20 protein-coding genes and 2 pseudogenes are annotated in these 20,494 nt (G+C 73.5%); 16 read left to right on the plus strand and 6 right to left on the minus strand.

Features of this window, described 5'->3' with window-relative positions; translation table 11 throughout:
- Positions 1-157 precede the first annotated feature (157 nt).
- Positions 158-1,720: a glycosyltransferase family 87 protein gene (locus tag ACWEQL_RS31565; RefSeq protein ID WP_452153778.1), complete on the plus strand. Its 1,563-nt coding sequence runs from the start codon at positions 158-160 to the stop codon at positions 1,718-1,720.
- Between the two features lie 13 nt (positions 1,721-1,733).
- On the opposite strand, the gene ACWEQL_RS31570 is transcribed toward ACWEQL_RS31565, so the two are convergent.
- The 3 genes from ACWEQL_RS31570 to ACWEQL_RS31580 form a co-directional block, all read right to left on the minus strand.
- Positions 1,734-2,768, minus strand: a complete 1,035-nt coding sequence (locus ACWEQL_RS31570) for an alanine racemase (protein WP_452153779.1) — start codon at positions 2,766-2,768, stop codon at positions 1,734-1,736.
- Positions 2,769-2,816: 48 nt separating this feature from the next.
- Positions 2,817-3,935, minus strand: coding sequence for a lipid II:glycine glycyltransferase FemX (locus ACWEQL_RS31575; RefSeq protein ID WP_452153780.1), 1,119 nt, complete (start codon positions 3,933-3,935; stop codon positions 2,817-2,819).
- Between the two features lie 205 nt (positions 3,936-4,140).
- On the minus strand, positions 4,141-4,440 hold the full coding sequence (locus ACWEQL_RS31580) for a hypothetical protein (RefSeq protein WP_452153781.1): 300 nt from the start codon (positions 4,438-4,440) through the stop codon (positions 4,141-4,143).
- A 323-nt stretch (positions 4,441-4,763) separates the two neighbouring features.
- On the opposite strand from ACWEQL_RS31580, the gene rpsF reads away from it, so the two are divergent.
- The 4 genes from rpsF to rplI all read left to right on the plus strand — a co-directional run bounded on the left by rpsF (position 4,764) and on the right by rplI (position 6,526).
- Positions 4,764-5,054 carry a 30S ribosomal protein S6 gene (gene rpsF, locus ACWEQL_RS31585; RefSeq protein ID WP_452153782.1) on the plus strand — a complete coding sequence of 97 codons (291 nt, stop codon included), beginning with the start codon at positions 4,764-4,766 and terminating at the stop codon, positions 5,052-5,054.
- Positions 5,055-5,150: 96 nt separating this feature from the next.
- Positions 5,151-5,747 carry a single-stranded DNA-binding protein gene (locus ACWEQL_RS31590; protein WP_452153783.1) on the plus strand — a complete coding sequence of 199 codons (597 nt, stop codon included), beginning with the start codon at positions 5,151-5,153 and terminating at the stop codon, positions 5,745-5,747.
- Positions 5,748-5,825: 78 nt separating this feature from the next.
- Positions 5,826-6,062 carry a 30S ribosomal protein S18 gene (rpsR, locus tag ACWEQL_RS31595; RefSeq protein WP_030059640.1) on the plus strand — a complete coding sequence of 79 codons (237 nt, stop codon included), beginning with the start codon at positions 5,826-5,828 and terminating at the stop codon, positions 6,060-6,062.
- A 17-nt stretch (positions 6,063-6,079) separates the two neighbouring features.
- Positions 6,080-6,526 carry a 50S ribosomal protein L9 gene (rplI, locus tag ACWEQL_RS31600; RefSeq protein ID WP_452153784.1) on the plus strand — a complete coding sequence of 149 codons (447 nt, stop codon included), beginning with the start codon at positions 6,080-6,082 and terminating at the stop codon, positions 6,524-6,526.
- A 108-nt stretch (positions 6,527-6,634) separates the two neighbouring features.
- Here the strand turns inward: rplI and ACWEQL_RS31605 are convergent, their stop codons facing one another.
- Positions 6,635-7,966 (minus strand): MATE family efflux transporter, encoded by a 1,332-nt coding sequence (locus ACWEQL_RS31605; RefSeq protein WP_452153785.1) that lies wholly within the window; start codon positions 7,964-7,966, stop codon positions 6,635-6,637.
- A 461-nt stretch (positions 7,967-8,427) separates the two neighbouring features.
- Here ACWEQL_RS31605 and dnaB point away from each other — a divergent pair, with 461 nt between their 5' ends.
- Complete coding sequence (gene dnaB, locus ACWEQL_RS31610) at positions 8,428-10,035, plus strand: replicative DNA helicase (protein WP_452153786.1); 1,608 nt, start codon at positions 8,428-8,430, stop codon at positions 10,033-10,035.
- Between the two features lie 109 nt (positions 10,036-10,144).
- Here the strand turns inward: dnaB and manA are convergent, their stop codons facing one another.
- Positions 10,145-11,341 carry a mannose-6-phosphate isomerase, class I gene (gene manA / locus ACWEQL_RS31615; protein WP_452153787.1) on the minus strand — a complete coding sequence of 399 codons (1,197 nt, stop codon included), beginning with the start codon at positions 11,339-11,341 and terminating at the stop codon, positions 10,145-10,147.
- 290 nt (positions 11,342-11,631) lie between these two features.
- Here manA and ACWEQL_RS31620 point away from each other — a divergent pair, with 290 nt between their 5' ends.
- Complete coding sequence (locus tag ACWEQL_RS31620) at positions 11,632-12,387, plus strand: polyprenol monophosphomannose synthase (RefSeq protein ID WP_452153788.1); 756 nt, start codon at positions 11,632-11,634, stop codon at positions 12,385-12,387.
- An 82-nt stretch (positions 12,388-12,469) separates the two neighbouring features.
- Here ACWEQL_RS31620 and ACWEQL_RS31625 read toward each other — a convergent pair whose 3' ends face one another.
- On the minus strand, positions 12,470-12,883 hold the full coding sequence (locus ACWEQL_RS31625; RefSeq protein WP_452153789.1) for a winged helix-turn-helix transcriptional regulator: 414 nt from the start codon (positions 12,881-12,883) through the stop codon (positions 12,470-12,472).
- A 107-nt stretch (positions 12,884-12,990) separates the two neighbouring features.
- Between ACWEQL_RS31625 and ACWEQL_RS31630 the strand changes: the two genes are divergently transcribed.
- The 9 genes and pseudogenes from ACWEQL_RS31630 to ACWEQL_RS31670 all read left to right on the plus strand — a co-directional run.
- Positions 12,991-13,626: an FMN-dependent NADH-azoreductase gene (locus tag ACWEQL_RS31630; RefSeq protein ID WP_452153790.1), complete on the plus strand. Its 636-nt coding sequence runs from the start codon at positions 12,991-12,993 to the stop codon at positions 13,624-13,626.
- Between the two features lie 116 nt (positions 13,627-13,742).
- Entirely contained in the window at positions 13,743-14,756 is a 1,014-nt protein-coding gene (locus ACWEQL_RS31635) for an MBL fold metallo-hydrolase (protein ID WP_452153791.1), read from the plus strand.
- 22 nt (positions 14,757-14,778) lie between these two features.
- Positions 14,779-15,417 carry a molybdenum cofactor guanylyltransferase gene (gene mobA, locus ACWEQL_RS31640; RefSeq protein WP_452153792.1) on the plus strand — a complete coding sequence of 213 codons (639 nt, stop codon included), beginning with the start codon at positions 14,779-14,781 and terminating at the stop codon, positions 15,415-15,417.
- Between the two features lie 110 nt (positions 15,418-15,527).
- Positions 15,528-15,776: pseudogene (locus ACWEQL_RS31645) on the plus strand (DUF6457 domain-containing protein); the annotation flags it as partial.
- Between the two features lie 29 nt (positions 15,777-15,805).
- Positions 15,806-16,966, plus strand: coding sequence for a molybdopterin molybdotransferase MoeA (locus ACWEQL_RS31650; protein ID WP_452153795.1), 1,161 nt, complete (start codon positions 15,806-15,808; stop codon positions 16,964-16,966).
- On the plus strand, positions 16,963-18,039 hold the full coding sequence (locus ACWEQL_RS31655) for a potassium channel family protein (protein ID WP_452153793.1): 1,077 nt from the start codon (positions 16,963-16,965) through the stop codon (positions 18,037-18,039). Before ACWEQL_RS31650 ends, ACWEQL_RS31655 begins: the two co-directional genes overlap by 4 nt.
- Before the next feature lie 21 nt (positions 18,040-18,060).
- A complete protein-coding gene (locus ACWEQL_RS31660; RefSeq protein WP_452153796.1) occupies positions 18,061-18,612 on the plus strand; it encodes a YbaK/EbsC family protein in 552 nt (183 codons plus the stop codon).
- A gap of 77 nt (positions 18,613-18,689) precedes the next feature.
- A complete protein-coding gene (locus tag ACWEQL_RS31665; RefSeq protein WP_452153794.1) occupies positions 18,690-19,667 on the plus strand; it encodes an NAD(P)H-quinone oxidoreductase in 978 nt (325 codons plus the stop codon).
- 147 nt (positions 19,668-19,814) lie between these two features.
- Positions 19,815-20,494, plus strand: a pseudogene (locus ACWEQL_RS31670) (hypothetical protein); the annotation flags it as partial.

The raw sequence follows: 20,494 nt of genomic DNA on the forward strand, positions 1-20,494 counted from the left end.
CCCGCGCACCCCAGGGCGCGGCGGTGCGGGCTGGGGGGGGGGGGTAGGGGCGGCGCCGCGGGCCGGCCCCCCCGCGCGGCGGGGCGGCCCCCCCCCCCCGGCCCCCCCCCCCCACCGCTGCTTTCTTGGTGTGGACCTGTGCGGCAGGATGTCCGGCATGACGTCGAGCGCGCATGACGAATCAGCCGGGCCGGGCGGACCCCCGGCCGGCGACGGTACGGCCGTGGCCGAAGCCGTCCTGCCCAACACGGTGGTCGTGCCGGCGGACGAGGACCCGGTCGCGGCGGCCGGCAGCGAGGTGTTCGGCGGCCCGCCCGGACGGCGGGCCCTGCTCGGCGTCTCCTGGTGGATCCCGGCGCGCTTCCTGGCGCTGACGGTGATCGTGGTCTCGGTGCTGGGCATGGTGCAGAAGGTGTCCTGCTACAACGGCGCCTGGTTCAGCCCGGGTTCGCCGCAGTACGTGCACGCCTGCTACAGCGACATCCCGCACCTGTTCTCCGGACGCGGCTTCGCGGCCGGGCTGAGCCCGTACGTGGACGCGATCCCGGGGGCCACCGGTGATCTGCAGTACCTGGAGTACCCCGTGCTCACCGGCCTGTTCATGCAGGTCGCGGCCTGGCTGACGCCCGGCGGGGGCACGCTGGCGGACCAGGAGAAGTGGTTCTGGGCGATCAACGCCGGGATGCTGATGGCCTGCGCCGTGGTCGCCGTGGTCGCGCTGACCCGGATCCACCGGCGCCGCCCCTGGGACGCGCTGCTGTTCGCCCTGGCGCCCTGCCTGCTGCTGAACGCCACCGTCAACTGGGACCTGCTGGCGGTCGCGCTGGCCGCCGTGGCACTGGCCTGGTGGGCGGGCTCCAAGCCCTTCTGGGCCGGGGTGTTCATCGGACTGGCCACCGCCGCCAAGCTCTACCCGCTGCTGCTGCTCGGCCCGCTGCTGGTGCTCTGCTGGCGGGCCGGCCGCTGGCGCGAGTTCCGGGTGATGCTCGGCGGCGCGGCGGGCGCCTGGCTGGTGGTCAACCTGCCGGTCATGCTGGCCAACTGGCAGGGCTGGTCGACCTTCTACGTGTTCAGCAAGCACCGCAAGGAGGACTACGGCTCCTTCTGGCTGATCCTGATGCAGAGCCGCGGCAGCTCCCTGGAGACCCTGGACCTGCTCATCGGCCTGCTGATGGTGCTCTGCTGCCTGGGGATAGCGTGGCTGGCCCTCTCCGCGCCGCGCCGCCCGCGGCTGACCCAGCTGGCCTTCCTGGTGGTGGCCGCGTTCGTCCTGGTCAACAAGGTCTACTCGCCGCAGTACGTGCTCTGGCTGATCCCGCTCGCGGCGCTGGCCCGGCCGCGCTGGCGCGACTTCCTGATCTGGCAGGCCTGCGAGGTGCTCTACACCCTGGGCATCTGGTCCCACCTGGGCTTCGTCACCAGCCCCAAGCAGCACGGGATCGGCGACACCTGGTACAACTTCGCGATCATCCTGCACCTGCTCGGCACGCTCTACCTGTGCGCCCTGGTGATCCGCGACATCCTGCTGCCGGACCGCGACCCGGTGCGCTGGGACGGCAGTGACGACCCGTCCGGCGGCGTGCTGGACGGGGCGCCGGACGTCGTCGTGCTCGGCACCGCCCGCCGCCTCCAGGAGGAGGCGAGCTACGCCGCGTACGCGCCGGCCGGCCCCGCGGACTGGCTGCGCGAGCCCGATCCGGAGCCGGCCGACCGTACCTGACGGTCCGGGACGCTCAGCGGTCCACCACGCGGTCGAAGTGCGTGGTGGTGTGCCGCACCTGGAGACCGAGCTCGTCGCCGATGGCCGGCGGCTCGGTCTCGCCGTCCAGGAACAGCAGCGAGACCTGCATGTGCGGCGGCTCGGCGAACCAGAGCTGCTTGCCCGCCCAGATGTAGGGCGACTTGGTCTTGTTGACGGTCGCCAGGCCCGCCCGGGCGATGCCCTTGGCCCGCGAGGACATGCCCTGCACGTACTTGGGCGCCTCCAGGCCGATGCCGTGCGCGGTGCCCCCGGCGACCACCAGCAGGTGGCCGTCGGAGGGCGCCGGGTGCTGGCGGTAGCCGTAACGGTCGCCCTTGACCACCCTGGTGACGTCCAGGACGGTGGCCCGGACCTCCAGCGCGCCGTGGTCGCCCAGCCAGAGCCGGGTGCCGATCCGGGCGCGGAAGACCACGTCCGGGTAGCGCTGCGCCAGCTGGCCCATGCCCGCCGCGCCGAGGTGGCTGACGAACACCGTGTGCACCGGCACACCGGCGGCCCGGGCGGTGTCCACCCAGTACGCCACCTCGGAGACCGGGTCGGAGCCGTCCGGGCGGTCCATCGGCAGGTGCAGGGCCAGGCCCTCGAAGGTGACCCCGTCCAGCTCGGCGGCGACCGCCGGGAGGTCGGCGGCCTGCACGCCGTGCCGGCGCATGGTGGTCATGCACTCCACCACCACCCGGGCGCCGGGCAGCGCGCGCACCGCCTCCAGGCTGGAGACCGTCCGGATCACCCGGGCGTGCGGCAGCGGCAGCACCTCCTCGCCGACCCGGTAGGGGGTCAGCACCAGCAGCTCGCCGCCGTACCAGTCGGCGGCGTCCGCCGCCTCGTAGGCGGTGCCGACGGCCAGCACCCCGGTGCCCAACAGGGTCGCCTCCTCGGCGAGCCGGTGGTTGCCCAGGCCGTAGCCGTTGCCCTTGGCCACCGGCACCAGGCCGGGGAACTCGGCCAGCACGGATCGCTGGTGGGTGCGCCAGCGCTCGGTGTCGAGGTACAGCGACAGGGTCATCGGGTCATCTCCCAGGAGGTGTTCGGGGGTGCCGGCGGCTCGGCGGGCTCAGCGGCGCGACATGTAGAGGTCGAGCGCCTTGTGCAGCAGCTTGTTGAGCGGGAAGTCCCACTCGCCGAGGTACTCGGCCGCCTGGCCGCCGGTGCCGACCTTGAACTGGATCAGGCCGAACAGGTGATCGTTCTCGTCCAGCGTGTCACTGATGCCGCGCAGGTCGTAGACCCCGCCGCCGAGCGCGTACGAGTCGCGCATCATCCGCCACTGGATCGCGTTGGACGGCTTGACCTCGCGCTTGTGGTTGGCGGAGGCGCCGTAGGAGTACCAGACGTGCTCGCCGACCACGAGCATCGTGGTCGCGGCCAGCGGCTCGCCCTCGTGGTAGGCGATGTACAGCCGCATGCGGTTGGGGTCCTCGGCGGTGAGGGCCTTCCACATGCGCTGGAAGTAGGACAGCGGGCGCGGGGTGAAGCGGTCGCGCTCGGCGGTGACCAGGTAGAGCTGGTGGAAGACCGGCAGCTCGTCGTAGCCGCCCTGGACCACCTCGACGCCGCTCTTCTCGGCCTTCTTGATGTTGCGGCGCCAGAGCTGGTTGAAGCCCTTCTGGATGTCGTCCAGCGAGCGGTTGGCCAGCGGCACCTGGAACACGTAGCGGGGCTGGACGTCGCCGAAGCCGGCACCGCCGTCCTCGCCCTGCAGCCAGCCGGCCTTGCGCAGCCGGTCCGCCACCTCGAAGGCGCGCGGCTCGTACCAGTCGGCCTCGACGTCGCGCAGGCGCTTGGCCTGCTTGGCGGCGATGGCCTCCTTGATGCTGGGGGCGTTCCAGCGGCGGATGACCACCGGCGGGCCCATCTTCACCGAGAAGGCGCCCTGCGACTTCAGGTGCTCCAGCATCGGCTTGAGCCAGCGGTCGAGGTCGCGGTCGAACCAGTCGATCACCGGGCCCTCGGGCAGGTAGGCGAGGTAGCGCTTGAGCTTCGGCAGTTGGCGGTAGAGGACCAGGCCGGCGCCGACGATCTGGTTCGACTCGTCGAACCAGCCGATCGACTCCGAGCGCCACTCGGCCTTCACATCGCCCCAGGACGGCACCTGCATGTGGCTGGCCGAGGCGCGGCCCCTGATGAAGGCGAGGTGCTCCTCGCGGGTGATCGTCCTCAGGCGAAGGCTCATGCTCGGTGCTCCTCGTCGGTCGGGCTGCGGTGGGCCCCGGGTTCTCGGGCTGACCTTATCGTCCGGGGTCACGTGGGCCACGGGCACGGCGGCGCCCCCGTCGCGTACCTGTCCCACAGGTAGGTACGTGACGGGGGCGCGGAACGTTCCGGGGGAGCGGGCCCGGGGCGGCCGCCGGGTCAGCGCGCCGGCCGCGGCCGGCGGGTCAGCCCCACAGGCCCCCGCGGGCCACTCCCAGGTAGAAGGCGAGCGCCGAGGCGCCGAGCGAGACGACCAGGACGAACCGTTCGGCGGTGGTCACCGAGACGAACTGCCCCCACAGCCCGGCGACGATCCCGAACAGCCCGGTCCAGGAGGTCAGCAGATGGAGGTTGTGGAAGAAGGCGGTCGTGAAGGACACGATCCCGAGCACGGCCGCGACGGCGACCAGGGTGTTCTCCCGGGGGTGCCGGTGACCGTCGGTGTTCAGGGTGAGGGCGGGGAACCGGTGGACGGACTGGGCCATGAAACCCACCTCCAGGGGAGGGAGACGAACGGGCGGGCAACCCGTTCCGTCCAGATTGCGGCGATAGGGCGGGGATCACAACCCCTATGCGTTTTGTTCGGCCGTACGGGTGCGGGTAGGCTGTGCGGTCTGCACTGGTGTAGTTGTGCCCCCTTGCGCCCTCTTCCGGGCGGGCCGCCTCCTCGGAGGTCGTCGGGGCCGATTGTCAGACCCGGTCACTACGGTGGTTCCGGTGTCGTCACACTGCTCCGGTGCCGACGCTGCACAACCCTCCTGCCACGGAGAGACCGTGGCCGCTGAGTCCAAAGGAGGTGGGTTAACTCATGCGTCACTACGAGATCATGGTCATCCTCGACCCGTCGGTCGAGGAGCGCGCCGTCTCCCCCCTGATCGAGGGCTTCCTCAACGTCGTTCGCCAGGGTGGCGGCAACGTGGAGAAGGTCGACACCTGGGGTCGCCGCCGTCTGGCTTACGAGATCAACAAGCAGTCCGAGGGCATCTACTCGGTCATCGACCTCAAGGCCACGCCTGAGGTCGTCAAGGAGCTCGACCGCCAGCTGGGCCTGAGCGAGTCGGTTCTCCGGACCAAGGTCCTGCGCCCGGACACCCACTGAGCCACCTCTGAGGCCTTCGGGTCTCGGGTAGCTCGCAAGTGATGTTTCACGTGAAACACCACTGAACGGACATCTTCCCGAGAGGTCATCACCACCATGGCAGGCGAGACCGTCATCACCCTCGTCGGCAATCTCGTCGACGACCCCGAGCTGCGCTTCACCCCGTCGGGTGCGGCGGTCGCGAAGTTCCGCATCGCGTCCACCCCCCGCACCTTCGACCGTCAGACGAACGAGTGGAAGGACGGCGAGAGCCTCTTCCTCACGTGCAACGTCTGGCGGCAGCCGGCGGAGAACGTCGCCGAGTCGCTCCAGCGTGGCATGCGCGTCATCGTGCAGGGCCGGCTGCGCCAGCGGTCCTACGAGACCAAGGAAGGCGAGAAGCGGACGGTCTTCGAGGTCGAGGTCGACGAGGTCGGTCCGAGCCTGCGCTCGGCGACCGCGAAGGTCACCCGGGCCAACCGGTCCGGCGGTCCCGGTGGCGGCGGCTTCGGCGGCGGCCAGCAGGGCGGCGGCCAGGGCGGTTCCTGGGGCGGCGGTGGCGGCCAGCAGGGCGGCGGCTGGGGTGGCAACTCCGGCGGCCAGTCCGGCCCGTCCGACGACCCCTGGGCGTCCAGCGCCCCCTCTGGTGGCAACCAGGGTGGCGGCTGGGGCGCCCCGTCCGGTGGCGGCTTCTCGGAAGAGCCCCCGTTCTAAGAGCTGACAGATTTCGTGCGGTCCGGGCCCGGTGCCGTGAGGCACCGCCCGGGTCGTGAACCCCATATGGAGCACACAATGGCGAAGCCGCCTGCTCGCAAGCCGAAGAAGAAGGTTTGCGTCTTCTGCAAGGACAAGGTCAACTACGTTGACTACAAGGACACGAACCTGCTGCGGAAGTACATCTCCGACCGCGGCAAGATCCGTGCCCGCCGGGTCACCGGCAACTGCACCCAGCACCAGCGTGACGTCGCCACGGCCGTGAAGAACAGCCGTGAGATGGCGCTGCTGCCCTACACCAGCACCGCGCGCTAAGAGAGGGTGACCGAAACATGAAGATCATCCTCACTCACGAGGTGCCGGGTCTCGGCTCGGCCGGCGAGGTCGTCGAGGTCAAGGACGGCTACGCCCGCAACTTCCTGGTCCCGCGTGGCTTCGCCATCCGCTGGACCAAGGGCGGCCAGAAGGACGTCGACGCCATCCGTCGCGCCCGCAAGATCCACGAGATCCAGACCCTCGAGGCCGCCAACGAGGTCAAGGGCAAGCTGGAGGGCGTCCAGGTCAAGCTGGCCGTTCGCTCGGGCGAGGCCGGCCGTCTGTTCGGCTCGGTGACCCAGGCCGACGTCGTCGAGGCCATCAAGGCCGCCGGCGGCCCCGCCGTGGACAAGCGCGCCGTCGCGATCGCCTCGCCGATCAAGACCGTGGGCACCCACAAGGTCTCGGTCAAGCTGCACTCCGACGTCCAGGCCAACCTCGACGTCAACGTCGTGGCTGCCTGAGCCTCCCAGCAGCGTTCGAGGGCCGGACTCCCGTACGGGGGTCCGGCCCTCGGCCGTTCCCGGGCCACTGGGGCGCGGGCGGGGTACGGGGGGTGAGCGGGTACGGCCTCAGGCCCGGACGGCGCCGGTGACCAGCCAGTGGCCGCCCCGGGTGCGCAGCACCAGGAAGAGGCCTCGCACCAGCATGAACAGGTTCATCGCCCACCAGAGCCCGCCCAGCCCCAGGCCCAGCACCGGTACGGCGAGCGCCAGCGGGGCGAACACCGCGAGCGTGGCCAGCATCGCCCACGCCAGGAACGGGCCGTCGCCCGCGCCCATCAGCACCCCGTCCAGGACGAAGACCACGCCGGCCACCGGCTGGCAGAGCGCGAGCAGCAGCAGCACGGTGGTCAGCTGCCCCTGCACCGCCGGGTCGGGGGTGAACAGCGGTACGTACAGCGGCCGGGCCACCACCACCAGCAGGCCGAACACCAGGCCGGCGCCGGCGCCCCACTCGACCATCCGCCGGGTGGCGGCCCTGGCCCCCGGCACGTCCCCGGCGCCCAGGTAGCGGCCGATGATCGCCTGGCCGGCGATCGCGACGGCGTCCAGGGCGAAGGCGACGAAGAGGAAGACGGTCATCGCGATCTGGTGCGCGGCCACCTCGTCGTCGCCGAGCCCGGCGGCCACCGCGGTGGCGATCATCAGGATCGCGCGCAGGCTGAGCGTGCGGATCATCAGCGGCCCGCCGGCCTTGGCGCAGGCCCGGATCCCGGCCGCGTCCGGCCGCAGCGAGGCGCGCTCCCGGCGGGCGCCGCGGACCACCACGAGCACGTAGGCGGCCGCCATCCCGGTCTGCGCCAGCACCGTACCCCAGGCCGAGCCGGCCACCCCGAGCCCGGCGCCGTACACCAGGAGGGCGTTGAGCCCGAGGTTGGCGGCGAAGCCGGCGACGGCCACCACGAGCGGCGTCCGGGTGTCCTGGAGCCCGCGCAGCACGCCGGTCGCGGCCATCACCATGAGCATCGCCGGTATGCCGAGCGCGCTGATCCGCAGGTAGGTGACCGCGTACGGGGCCGCCGTGTCGGAGGCGCCCAGCACCTCGGCGATCCAGGGCGCCAGCGGCAGGGTCAGCGCGACCACGACGACGGACAGCGCCAGTGCCAGCCAGATGCCGTCGACGCCCTGCTGGACGGCGGCCCGGCGGTCCCCGGCACCGATCCGGCGGGCGACCGCGGCGGTGGTGGCGTACGCGAGGAAGACGAAGACCCCGGTGGCGGTGGCGAGCGCGGCCGAGGCGACCCCGACACCGGCCAGCTGGGAGGTGCCCAGGTGGCCGACGATCGCCGAGTCGGCCATCAGGAAGAGCGGCTCGGCGACCAGGGCGCCGAAGGCCGGGACGGCGAGAGCGAGGATCTCCCGGTCGTGCCGGCGGCGGGCGGTGGCGGGCGGTGTGGTCATGGACTCCAGGCTACCTATCCACAGGTAATGACTGCCAGGTGGTTTCAATCATTACTCGGCAATGTGAGCGACTACGCCGACCGGGTGTGTGGGCAGGGCCACCCGGCTGTGTGTGAAGAATTTCTCATGCACAGCCCCGGGAGAAGGTAATCCCAGGTCAGCCGGTTTGTGGTGGATCGATGATGTGGTTATCCACAGCCCTTTCCACAGGGGTGTCCACAGGTTTGCGGCACTTCTCCACAGTCGTGGCCCGCTCGTCCACACCCCCTGTGGATAACCGCCTTGGCGTGAGGCCGCCCGGCGCTTTAGCGTGGGTCGCTCGCCCGACACTTCCATCCGCCCCGGCGTCCGATTTGTCGGTGCGGGGGCGTAGAAAAAGAAGAGGAGCACGCCCGGTGCTCCACCCAGCCACCGGCAAGGCCCGCTCCAAACTCGCACCACTCGCTGATCGGGGAACACGCGTGACCGGCCCCCAGTACGACGACCACGACGTTCCGCCGCCGCCGGAGGACTGGCAGCCCGTCGACGACGCCTTCCCGGCCGGCGCCTTCGCCGACGACCCCTTCCCGGAGGGGCCGGGCGACCGGCTCCCGGTCTCCCGGGGCCGCGGCGGCCAGGGCGGCCGCGACGGCCAGGGCGGTTTCCAGAAGGGCGGCTTCCAGGGCGGCAAGGGCTCCGGGGGCTTCCAGCGCGACGGGGGCAAGCAGCGCCGGGACGACGACGGGCGCCCCGACGGCGCCGACGGCTTCGAGCGGGTCCCCCCGCAGGACCTGGTCGCCGAGCAGTCCGTCCTCGGCGGCATGCTGCTCTCCAAGGACGCCATCGCCGACGTCGTCGAGATCCTCAAGCCGGCCGACTACTACCGCCCGGCCCACGAGCTGATCCACGGCGCGATCCTCGACCTCTACGCCCGCGGCGAGCCGGCCGACCCGATCACCGTGGCCGCCGAGCTGACCAAGCGCGGCGAGCTGGTCCGGGTCGGCGGCCCCGGCTACCTGCACACCCTGGTCAACTCCGTCCCGACCGCGGCCAACGCCGAGTACTACGCCGCGATCGTCCACGAGCGCGCGGTGCTGCGGCGGCTGGTCGAGGCCGGCACCCGGATCGCCGGCATGGGCTACGCGGCCGAGGGCGACGTCGACGAGATCGTCAACGCGGCCCAGGCCGAGATCTACGCGGTCACCGAGCAGCGCACCAACGAGGACTACGCCCCGCTCGCCGACATCATGGAGGGCGCGCTCGACGAGATCGAGGCGATCGGCTCCCGCCAGGGCCAGATGTCCGGCGTCCCCACCGGCTTCGCCGACTTCGACCAGCTGACCAACGGCCTGCACCCCGGCCAGATGATCGTCATCGCCGCCCGTCCCGCGATGGGCAAGTCCACCCTCGCGCTGGACTTCGCGCGGGCCTGCTCGATCCACAACCAGCTGCCGAGCGTGATCTTCTCGCTGGAGATGGGCCGAAACGAGATCGCGATGCGCCTGCTCTCGGCCGAGGCCCGGGTCGCGCTGCACCACATGCGCTCCGGCAACATGACCGACGAGGACTGGACCCGGGTCGCCCGCCGGATGCCGGACGTCAGCGCCGCGCCGCTGTTCATCGACGACTCGCCGAACCTGTCGATGATGGAGATCCGCGCCAAGTGCCGCCGTCTCAAGCAGCGCAACGACATCAAGCTGATCGTCATCGACTACCTCCAGCTGATGCAGTCCGGCGGCTCCCGCCGGGCCGAGAACCGTCAGCAGGAGGTCTCGGACATGTCCCGTAACCTCAAGCTCCTCGCCAAGGAGCTGGAGGTCCCGGTGATCGCGCTGTCCCAGCTGAACCGTGGCCCCGAGCAGCGCACCGACAAGCGGCCGATGGTCTCCGACCTGCGTGAGTCCGGCTCGATCGAGCAGGACGCCGACATGGTCATCCTGCTCCACCGCGAGGACGCCTACGAGAAGGAGTCCCCCCGCGCCGGTGAGGCCGACCTGATCGTCGCCAAGCACCGCAACGGCCCCACCGCCACCATCACCGTCGCCTTCCAGGGCCACTACTCGCGCTTCGTCGACATGACCCGGGAGTAGTCCCCGGGCACCCGGCGTCGCGTCGAGGGCGCCGCTCCTCCGGAGCCGGCGGTGGCCCGGGGCCCGCGGCGGGCCGGAGGGTGACGGCGGCTCAGGAGATGGCGGCGGATCAGAGGGTGACGGTGGCGCGGAAGAGCGTGCCGGGGCCGGTCAGGGTGGTCGGGGCGCCGGTGGCGGGCAGGAAGGCGGACCCGCCGCGGGCGAGGTCCAGTCCGGTGCCGTCGGCTGCGGTCAGCCGGACGGCGCCCGCGGTGCAGAGCAGGATCTGCGGGGTCCCGCCGTCGACCTGCCGGGGCTCCCCGGCCAGCTCGAAGCGGGAGAGCCGGAACTCGTCGATCGGGACGGGGTAGAGCTCCTCGCCCGGGGTGCCGGGGACGGTGAGCGGGTGCAGCACCACGGGGGCGCCGCCGGTGAAGACGACCACCTTGAGCAGCTCCGGCACGTCGATGTGCTTGGGGGTGAGCCCGGCGCGCAGCACGTTGTCGGAGTTGGCCATCAGCTCGACGCAGCTGCCGTGCAGATAGGCGTGCGGGACGCCGGCGCCGAGGTAGATCGCCTCGCCGGCCCGCAGCCGGAAGTGGTTGAGCAGCAGCCCGGCCAGCAGGCCGCGGTCGCCGGGGAAGTCCCGGGTGATCCGGGTGTACGGCGCGTACGGTCCGTCCGGGTCGCCGGCGGCGGCCTTGTCGACGGCCTCCGCGGTGTCGCGGATCAGCGGGGCCGCCTCGGCCGGCGGCATGGTGAGGATCGCGGCGAGGGCCCGGCTGAGCGCCTCGGACTCCTCGGGACCGTTCAGCAGGGCGATCAGCGGGTCGAGCGCGGGCAGCCGCAGCCCGGCCAGCAGCCCCGCCGCCCCGGCGGGCCGGCGGAAGCCGCAGAGACCGTCGAACTCGTCCAGGGCGCAGATGAGTTCGGGCTTGTGGTTGGCGTCGCGGTAGTTGCGGTCCGGGGCGTCCAGCGGGATTGCGCGGGCGTTCTCCTCGGCGTACCCGGCCACGGCCTGGGCCACCGTGGGGTGGGCCTGGATGGACAGCGGGGTGCCGGCGGCGAGGACCTTGAAGAGGAACGGCAGGGTCGGACCGAAGCGGGCCACCGTGGCGGCGCCGAGCTCGCGCTCGGGGTCGTCGGCGATCAGCTCGTCCAGGCGGCGGGGGCCGTCGCCGCGGTCGGCCCTGGAGGGCGCGCCGGGGTGGGCGCCCATCCACAGTTCTGCCTGCGGTTCTCCGGTGGGGTCCTGCCCGAGCAGCGCGGGGATTGCGGTGACCGACCCCCACGCGTACGGGCGGACAGTGTTGACGAGCCTGTCCATGCGCGCGGTCCTACTCCTTCAGCTGCCGTGAGGCTGGGCAATCGACCCTAGCCGACCGGTGCTGTCGCCGGGGAAACGGCGGGTTGCGCCCCGGAGTCCCCCGGGGCCGCGGGGGTGCGCCGCGGTCATTCCGGGGGTGCGAGAGTGTGGTAGTAGGATGCCAGGACGCGGTGGTTCATGGATATGTCATGTCGAGATGTCCACATCGGCGGGACGCCGGTCCAATCGCGTCCCGAGTGCGGGCGATGAGGGCCGGCACTGTTCACACCCCCTGGCCGAGAGGTTTGTACGTGACCGTGAAGCAGCAGAGTTTTGCTGACCTCGGCAGGGTGCTGGTGATCGTTCCGACCTTCAACGAGGCGGAGAACGTCGAGCGGATCGTCGGCCGGGTACGGGCCGCGGTGCCCGAGGCGCACGTCCTGGTCGCGGACGACAACAGCCCGGACGGCACCGGTGACCTCGCCGACAAGCTGGCCGTCGAGGACCCGAACGTGCACGTCATGCACCGTCGGGGCAAGGAGGGCCTGGGCGCCGCCTACCTGGCGGGCTTCCGCTGGGGCATCGACGAGGGCTACGACGTCCTGGTCGAGATGGACGCCGACGGCTCGCACCAGCCCGAGGAGCTGCCCCGGCTGCTGACCGCGCTGCGCGGCGCCGACCTGGTGCTGGGTTCGCGCTGGGTGACCGGTGGCCGGGTGGTGAACTGGCCGAAGTCGCGGCTGCTGCTCTCGCGCGGCGGCTCGACGTACTCGCGGCTGATGCTGAACGTGCCGATCAGGGACGTGACCGGCGGCTACCGCGCGTTCCGCAAGGAGACGCTGCTGGGGCTGGGCATGGACGAGGTCGCCTCGGCCGGGTACTGCTTCCAGGTCGACCTGGCGTGGCGGACGGTGAAGAAGGGCTTCAAGGTGGCCGAGGTGCCGATCACCTTCGTCGAGCGCGAGCTCGGGGCCTCCAAGATGAGCCGCAGCATCGTGGTCGAGGCGCTGTGGCGGGTGACCGCCTGGGGTCTGGCCGACCGGGTCGCCAAGCTCCGGGGCAAGTGACACCCCTGGGACCGACGCGAGGGCCCGCCTGCCGCTACCGGCAGGCGGGCCCTCGCGTTTCCGGGTTCCGGTCGCCGGTGGTTCAGCAGGCGGGCGGCTTCAGCGCGCTCTCGGGCAGGTGCTGCTCGGCCCAGCGGGAGAGCTCGGCGAGCGCCGGGCCCAGCGCGGCGCCGGCCTCGGTGAGCCGGTAGCTGACCCGCAGCGGCGGGCCCTCGTCGACCTCGCGGACCACCAGTCCGGCCTCGGCGAGTTCGGTGAGCCGGTCGGAGAGCATGCGCTCGCTGATGCCGGGGATCGCGCGGCGCAGCTCGGAGAAGTAGCCGGGGCCGTGCCGCAGGACGGCCACCACGAGGCCCGTCCAGCGCTTGCCCAGCAGGGCGAAGACCCTGGTCAGCGCATGGTCGACGCCGCCGCAGGCGGGGGCCGCGTTCACGCACGCCTCAAGGCTGCCGTCGGCCTGGGCCGGGCTGGTCGTCGCTACCTCTTGCTGGGCCATGTCTCACAGCCTACTCGGCACGCCCTGGTGACTAATAAAAAGTAAGCTGCTACGGTTATGGCAGCTGCAGAGAAAACAGCAGCTACTTATCCTATGGAGGTACTGTCATGGCCACTCTGCTGCACCTCGACGCGTCCGCGTTCGCCGAGGGCTCGGTCTCCCGAGAGGTCTCCGCCGCGTTCCGGGCGGCCTGGCAGGCCCAGAACCCCGACGGCACCGTCGTCCACCGGGACCTCGCCGCCGTACCGCTGCCGCACCTGACCGCCGACGGCATCTCGGCCGGCTTCGCCCCCGCGCAGACGCACAGCCCCGGGCAGGCCGCCGCCTTCGCGCTGCGCACCGAGCTGATCGAGGAGCTGGAGGGGGCCGACGTGATCGTCATCGGCACCCCGATGTACAACTTCACGATCCCGTCCAGCCTCAAGGCCTGGCTGGACCAGGTGATCCTGGTCGGCCGCACGGCGGGCGAGAACCCCTCCGCGGCCGGCAAGAAGGTCGTCGTGGTCTCGGCGCGCGGCGGCTCGTACGGGCCCGGCAGCCCGCGTGAGAGCTTCGAGTTCGTCACCACCTACCTGGAGAAGGTGCTGACCGGGATGCTCGGGCTGGAGGTCGACTTCATCGTCCCCGAGTTCACCCTGGCCGGGACCAACCCGGCGATGGCCGACTTCGTCGAGCACGCCCGCCGCTCCAAGGAGGAGGCCCTGGCGGAGGCCGGCCGCAAGGGCAAGGCGCTCGCCGCATAGCCGGCCGTCCCGGGAGGCGCGTCCGGTCGGGCGCGCCTTCCCCGCATTCGGCGGCCGCTGCTCCCATGCTGTAGGGCGCAGGGAATCCGACCGCCGAGCAGAGAGGCAGCAGCCACGTGACCTCGTCCCCGCCCGAGGAGGGCCCCGAGGGGGGCGCGGAGCGTGCCACCGGGCCGGACGGCGGCGCCGCGCCGGTCCGTCCGCTGGAGACCGCCGTCTTCACCGGCCCGGAGTCGGCGTTCTTCGCCACCTCCACGCTGATCCTCGGCGAGCGGACCGCGATCCTGGTGGACGCCCAGCTGACCCGCAGCGCCGGCCGCGAACTCGCCGAGTGGGTGGCCGGCAAGGGCCGCCGGCTGCTCGCCGTCCTCATCACCCACCAGCACCCCGACCACTACTTCGGCGTCGAGGAGGTGCTCAGGCTCTTCCCCGAGGCGCAGCTGCTGGCCGCGCCGCCCGTGGTGGACGGCATCCTGCGCACCGCCGCCGCCAAGGTCGCCCAGTGGAAGCCGGTGTACGGCGACGACATCCCGGACCACCCGCTGGTGCCCGCCCAGCTGCTGCCGCAGCCGTTGACGATCGACCACCAGCTGATCCAGGTGCTGCTGCTCGGGCAGGGCGACTGCGGCGGCTCCACCGTGGTGCACGTGCCCAGCGCCCGGACGGTGATCGCCGGGGATTTCGCCTGGAACGGCACCCACGTCTGGACCGCCGACACCACCCCCGGCGAGCGCGTGGAGTGGATCCGCAACCTCGGCCGGATCGCCGAGCTCGGCGCCGACCGGGTGATCGCCGGCCACCGGGCGCCCGATCAGGGCGACGAGTCGGCCCGGGTGCTCGCCTTCACCGGCGAGTACCTGCAGGACTTCGACCGGCTGCTGGCCGAGCACCCCGCCGACTCCGAGGCGCTGGTCGCGGCGATGGGCGCCCGGTACGGGGGGCTGACCCTGCCGGCCGTGCTGGAGCTGTGCGCGTCCGCCGCCACCGCCCGGGAGACCGCCGAGGAGGCCCCGGCCGCACCCGAGGCCGCGATGGACGGGGCCGCACCGGACGGGTCGGCGAACGGGTCCGCGACGGGCGGGTCGGTGAACGGGTCCGCCGGATCCGGGGAGCGGCCTCCGGCGGGCTGACCGGGCGCGTGATACTGGCGGCATGACGCCGTACGACGTGATCGTGCCGGCCGGGGGCGCCGCCCGCCGGCTCGGCGGAGCGGACAAGCCCGGCCTCACCGTCGGCGAGACGACCCTGCTGGACCGGGTGCTCGCCGCCTGCGCCGGTGCCCGGACCACCGTGGTGGTCGGCCCGGTCCGGCCCACCGCCCGCGCCGGGGTCCGCTGGACCCGCGAACGGCCGCCCGGCGGCGGCCCGGTGGCCGCGGTCGCGGCGGGCCTCGCCGAGGTGACCGCGGACGTGGTGCTGCTGTTCGCCGCCGACCTGCCGTTCCTGGACGAGCGGACGGTCCGACGCCTGGTCGACGCCCTGGCCCGGGACGCGGCCGACGCGGGAGCGGGTGCCGAGGGCTCCGAAGGTGCCGAGGGGGAGGGCGCCGAGGCCGCCGTCCTGGTCGACGCCGGCGGACGCGAGCAGCCGCTCGCCGCCGCCTACCGCACCGCCGCCCTGCGCGCCGCGCTCGCCGCCCTCGGCGACCCGGCCGGCCGCCCGCTGCGCCTGCTCACCGGCGGACTGCGCACCCTGCGGCTGGCCGACACCGACAGCGTCACCTACGACTGCGACACCTGGGAGGACCTCGCCCAGGCCCGCGAACGCGAGCGCGCCGAACGCCACGACTGACGCTCACAGCGCTCCCCACCTCGGCGTGAGCGAAACGACGCGCGCCGCTCATGGGGCAAACATCCCGGTCGTCCGGCGCATCGGGCAGCATGGGGGCCATGGAGCGCACGCTGGACGACTGGATCGCCGAGGTCCGGGACGAACTGGGCATCGAGTTGGACGTCGACGTCAAAGGACTGCTCGACCTCGCCCGGGTGGTCGCGCACGGAGTGGCCCGGCCGGCCGCGCCGCTGACCGCCTTCCTGATCGGCTACGCCGCGGCCCAGCAGGGAGGCGGCCCGCAGGCGGTGGCCGAGGCCTCGCGGCGGACGGCCGCGCTCGCCGAGCGCTGGACGGCCGCCGACGCGGAGGGTCCGTGAGCACCGCCGTGGCCGGACCGCGGCGCGCGATGACGACCGACTGGGCCCGCGCCCGCGAGCTGGCCCGCCGGGCCGGGCTGCGCCCGCTGCCGCCGCACACCCTGGCGCTCGCCGACGCCCTCGGCCGCACCCTGGCCGAACCGCTGACGGCGCTCACCGACCTGCCCGCCTTCGACACCTCCGCGATGGACGGCTGGGCCGTCGCCGGCCCCGGCCCCTGGCGGGTCTGCGGCCGGCTGCTGGCCGGGGAGCCGGCCACCGCGGTCCTTGCCGACGGCGCCGCCGTCGAGATCGCCACCGGCGCCCAGCTGCCGCCCGGCGCCACCGCGGTGCTGCGCCGCGAGCACGGCGAGCGGCAGGGCGCGCTGCTGCACGACCGCGCCCCGGGCTCGCTGACCCCCGGTCAGGACGTCCGCCCGCGCGGCCAGGAGTGCCGCCGCGGCGAGACACTGCTGCCGGCCGGCACCCCGGTCGGCCCGGCGGTGCTGGGCCTGGCCGCCGCCAGCGGCCACGACCGGCTCCCGGTGCGCCGCCGTCCGGTGGTCGAACTGCTCGTCCTCGGCGACGAGTTGCTGGACTCCGGACTGCCCGGGCCGGGCCGGGTCCGGGACGCGCTCGGCCCGCTGCTGCCGCCGTGGCTGCGCGCGGCCGGCGCCGAGGTGGGCGAACCCCGCGCCGTACGGGACGACTTCGGGCTGCTACGGGACGCCGTCCGGCACTCCACCGCCGATGTGGTGGTGACCACCGGCGGCACCGCGGCCGGCCCGGTCGACTTCCTGCACCGGGCGCTCGCCGAGACCGGCGCCGAACTGCTGGTCGACGGCGTCGCCGTCCGCCCCGGCCACCCCATGCTGCTGGCCGCGCTGCCCGGCGGGCGGCACCTGGTGGGCCTGCCCGGCAACCCGCTGGCGGCGGTGGCCGGCACCGTCACCCTCGCGCTGCCGCTGCTGCACGCCCTGGCCGGCCGGAGCGCGGGGGAGGGCGAGCTCGCGCCCGCCGCGGTCGACCTGCCGGGCCACCCCGTCGACACCCGGCTGCTGCCGGTGCGGCGGGGCCCGCTCGGGGTGCTGCCGCTGGCCTTCGACGGCCCCGCGATGCTGCGCGGGCTGGCCCGGGCCGACGCGCTCGCCGTGGTGCCGCCCGGCGGCGTCGCGGCCGGCGGGCGGGTCGAACTGCTGGAGGCGCCGTGATCACCGGGAAGGGCCGCGGGGCCGGCTCCCGCACGCGGCGCCCCGCCGACGGCTCCTGGGCCGACGCCGGCGTGGTGCTGCCCGCCCGGCGTGCCGTGCCCGCGCTGCGCCAGGTCGGCTCGCGGCTGCTGATCGCGCTGGGCGTCCTGCTCTCCACCGCCGTCATCGTCTGGCTGGACCGCGACGGCTACAACGACAACGCGGGCGGCGGGCTGAGCTTCCTGGACGCCGCGTACTACGCCACCGTCACCCTCTCCACCACCGGGTACGGCGACATCACGCCGTTCAGCGACAGCGCCCGGCTCACCAACATCTTCGTGATCACCCCGCTGCGGGTGCTCTTCCTCATCATCCTGGTCGGCACCACCCTCGAGGTGCTCACCGAACGCACCCGCCACCAGTGGCGGTTGAACCGCTGGAGGTCCACCGTGCGCGAGCACACCGTCGTGATCGGGTACGGGACCAAGGGCCGCACCGCCGTCGAAACCCTGGTCGGACAGGGGGTGCGCAAGGACGAGATCGTGGTCGTCGACCCGCAGCGCAAGGTGATCGACCAGGCCGCCCAGCACGGGCTGGTGGGCGTGGTCGGCGACGCCACCCGCAGCGACACCCTGCTGCGGGCCGGACTGCCCGACGCCTCCCGGGTGGTGGTCGCCCCCGAACGCGACGACACCGCGGTGCTCATCACGTTGACCGCGCGTCAGCTCAACAAGGGCGCCACCGTGGTGGCGGCCGTCCGCGAGGACGAGAACGCCCCGCTGCTGCGGCAGAGCGGCGCCGACGTGGTGATCACCAGCTCCAGTTCGGCGGGCCGGCTGCTCGGCATGTCGATGCTCAGCCCGCACGCCGGCGCGGTCATGGAGGACCTGCTCACCTACGGCACCGGCCTGGACGTCCACGAGCGCCCGGTGACCCGGGCCGAGGCAGGGCAGAGCCCGCGCGACCTCGACGACCTGGTGGTGGCCGTGGTGCGCGGCCGGCGGGTGATCAACTACACCGAGCCGGAGGCCGCCACGCTGCAGCTCACCGACCGGGTGATCGTGATCCGCGGGCCGGTGGCCCCGGTTCGTTAGAGTCGCGGTATGAGCGAGCAACTGCACGCCCCGTTCGGCACCTTCGAGACGGTCGCGGTGGCCCTGGACGTCTGGGAGCTGCTGGCCCCGCCGGTGGCCGACGCGCTGAAGAACTGGGACGACCGGGAGGCGGCCCGGTCGGTCCTGTACGTGGACACCGACCCGGGGAAGGCGGACACCGCGGTCTTCTGCGCCGAGTACGACGTCCCGGCCGAGGCCTCGGCCAACTGCGTGGTGGTGGCCGCCAAACGCGGCGGGGAGACCACCCTGGCCGGCTGCCTGGCCCTCGCCCACACCCGGGTGGACGTCAACCGCGCCGTCCGTCAGCGGATGGCGGCCCGCAAGGCCTCCTTCGCGCCGATGGACACCGCCGTCGAACGGACCGGCATGGAGTACGGCGGCATCACCCCGGTCGGCCTGCCCGCCGACTGGCCGCTCCTGATCGACCCTGCGGTGGCCGCGACGCCGTACGTGCTGGTCGGCAGCGGACGGCGGCGCGGCAAGCTGATCCTGCCCGGGCCGGCGCTGGCGCGGCTGCCCGGCGCCGAGGTGCTGGACGGCCTGGCGGGCTGAACCGCCGTGCCCGGCGCGGCCGTACGGACCGCGCGGGGCACGCGCGGCGGGCGGCGGCCACGCAGTAGTTTCGGGGCATGCATGCGATGACGATTCCCGAACCCGGCGGCCCCGAGGCACTCGTCTGGGCGGAGGTGCCCGACCCGGTGCCCGCCGAGGGCGAGGTCCTGGTGGAGGTCGCGGCCACCGCCGTCAACCGCGCCGATCTGCTCCAGCGGCAGGGCTTCTACGACCCGCCGCCCGGTGCCTCGCCCTACCCGGGTCTGGAGTGCGCCGGGCGGATCGTCGCGCTCGGCCCCGGCGTGGCCGGGTGGGCGGTGGGCGACGAGGTGTGCGCGCTGCTCGCGGGCGGCGGCTACGCCCAGCGGGTCGCGGTGCCGGCCGGGCAGCTGCTGCCGGTGCCCAAGGGGCTGGACATGACGGAGGCCGCCGCGCTGCCGGAGGTCGCCTCGACCGTCTGGTCCAACGTCTTCCTGACCGCCCACCTGCGCCCCGGCGAGACCGTCCTGGTGCACGGCGGGGCCAGCGGGATCGGCACCATGGCGATCCAGCTGGCCAAGGCGGTCGGCGCCCGGGTGGCGGTGACGGCGGGCAGCGCCGCGAAGCTGGCCCGGTGCGCCGAGCTCGGCGCCGACATCACGATCGACTACCGCGAGCAGGACTTCGTCGAGGTGCTGCGCGAGGCCACCGGCGGCGCCGGGGCGGACGTGATCCTGGACATCATGGGCGCCAAGTACCTGAAGCGGAACGTGGACGCGCTGGCGGTCAACGGCCGGCTGGTGATCATCGGCCTGCAGGGCGGCGTCAAGGCCGAGCTCGACCTCGGCGCCCTGCTGCGCAAGCGCGGCGCGGTGATCGCCACCAACCTGCGCGGGCGCCCGCCGGCCGAGAAGGCGGCGATCGTGGCGGCCGTGCGGGAGCACGTGTGGCCGCTGGTCGAGGCGGGCGTGGTGAAACCGGTGGTCCACCGGGTGCTGCCGCTCACCGGGGCCGCCGAGGGGCACCGGCTGCTGGAGGCCGGCGAGCAGGTCGGCAAGGTCGTGCTGAGGGCCTGAGCCGCGGGGAGGCAGGGAGGGAGCGGCGGCCGGGCGGAGGCCGAGTGTTCGAAATGCCTGGATTGTCGGAGTGTGTGAGGCTGGTCCGGAGCTGTCCCGCCGCCGACCCCGCCCGTGCGGGGCCGGCCGTCGGAAGGACCTCCGACCGTGGCTGCATCCTCGTACGCGCTGCTCGGGCCGCTGCCCGCCGCTCCCTCCCCCGGTCGTACCCGCCGGACCCCTGACCGCGTCCGCCGCCCGGGCCGTCGCCGGCGGCTGTTCGCGGCGGCGGCGATCGGGCTGCTCCTGCCGCTGATGCCGGCCACCGTGGCGGTCGCCGCGCCCTCGCCGGCGCCCCCGCGCGCCCAGGACGGCCACCCCTGGCCGGACCGGGGCGGCGAGGGGTGGAACGACGAGGGCCACGGAGACGGCCGGTGGGACGGCGCCGACGACGGCGCCGACGAGGACCGCGGCGAGGACCGCGGCGAGGACCGCGGCGAGGACCGCACCGGGAGCCGCGACGAGGGCGCGGACGAAGGGGTGGACCGGGACACGGGCGGGGGCGCGAACGGGCAGGCCGTCGTCGAGGACCGGGCCGTGGGTCCGACCGCCGTGGAGCCGACCGTCGACCGGACCGTGGGTCCGACCGCCGCGGCGACCCCGTCGGACGGCTCCGAGGGCCTGCGGGACGTCCGCGACGAGCTGGGCCGCCGCCACCGCACGGCCCTGGTCCCGCACCGCGCCGCCCCCGGTCCGGAGCACGCCGCCACCCGGGCGGCCCGCGCCGAGGCGGACCGGCGCGCGGCCCGCGACGCGGGCCCGGCGACCGCCGAGGCCGCCGGCGCGGC

This window comes from Kitasatospora sp. NPDC004240, assembly GCF_053603215.1.

Bases quoted from the DNA above. Each gene is read 5' to 3' on its own strand.
- ACWEQL_RS31650 (WP_452153795.1), top strand. From the start codon at position 15,806: ATGACGACCGACTGGGCCCGCGCCCGCGAGCTGGCCCGCCGGGCCGGG.
- ACWEQL_RS31565 (WP_452153778.1), top strand. From the start codon at position 158: ATGACGTCGAGCGCGCATGACGAATCAGCCGGGCCGGGCGGACCCCCG.
- ACWEQL_RS31665 (WP_452153794.1), top strand. From the start codon at position 18,690: ATGCATGCGATGACGATTCCCGAACCCGGCGGCCCCGAGGCACTCGTC.
- ACWEQL_RS31570 (WP_452153779.1), bottom strand. From the start codon at position 2,768: ATGACCCTGTCGCTGTACCTCGACACCGAGCGCTGGCGCACCCACCAG.
- ACWEQL_RS31590 (WP_452153783.1), top strand. From the start codon at position 5,151: ATGGCAGGCGAGACCGTCATCACCCTCGTCGGCAATCTCGTCGACGAC.
- rpsF (WP_452153782.1), top strand. From the start codon at position 4,764: ATGCGTCACTACGAGATCATGGTCATCCTCGACCCGTCGGTCGAGGAG.
- rplI (WP_452153784.1), top strand. From the start codon at position 6,080: ATGAAGATCATCCTCACTCACGAGGTGCCGGGTCTCGGCTCGGCCGGC.
- manA (WP_452153787.1), bottom strand. From the start codon at position 11,341: ATGGACAGGCTCGTCAACACTGTCCGCCCGTACGCGTGGGGGTCGGTC.
- ACWEQL_RS31625 (WP_452153789.1), bottom strand. From the start codon at position 12,883: ATGGCCCAGCAAGAGGTAGCGACGACCAGCCCGGCCCAGGCCGACGGC.
- ACWEQL_RS31580 (WP_452153781.1), bottom strand. From the start codon at position 4,440: ATGGCCCAGTCCGTCCACCGGTTCCCCGCCCTCACCCTGAACACCGAC.
- rpsR (WP_030059640.1), top strand. From the start codon at position 5,826: ATGGCGAAGCCGCCTGCTCGCAAGCCGAAGAAGAAGGTTTGCGTCTTC.
- mobA (WP_452153792.1), top strand. From the start codon at position 14,779: ATGACGCCGTACGACGTGATCGTGCCGGCCGGGGGCGCCGCCCGCCGG.
- ACWEQL_RS31630 (WP_452153790.1), top strand. From the start codon at position 12,991: ATGGCCACTCTGCTGCACCTCGACGCGTCCGCGTTCGCCGAGGGCTCG.
- ACWEQL_RS31605 (WP_452153785.1), bottom strand. From the start codon at position 7,966: ATGACCACACCGCCCGCCACCGCCCGCCGCCGGCACGACCGGGAGATC.
- ACWEQL_RS31575 (WP_452153780.1), bottom strand. From the start codon at position 3,935: ATGAGCCTTCGCCTGAGGACGATCACCCGCGAGGAGCACCTCGCCTTC.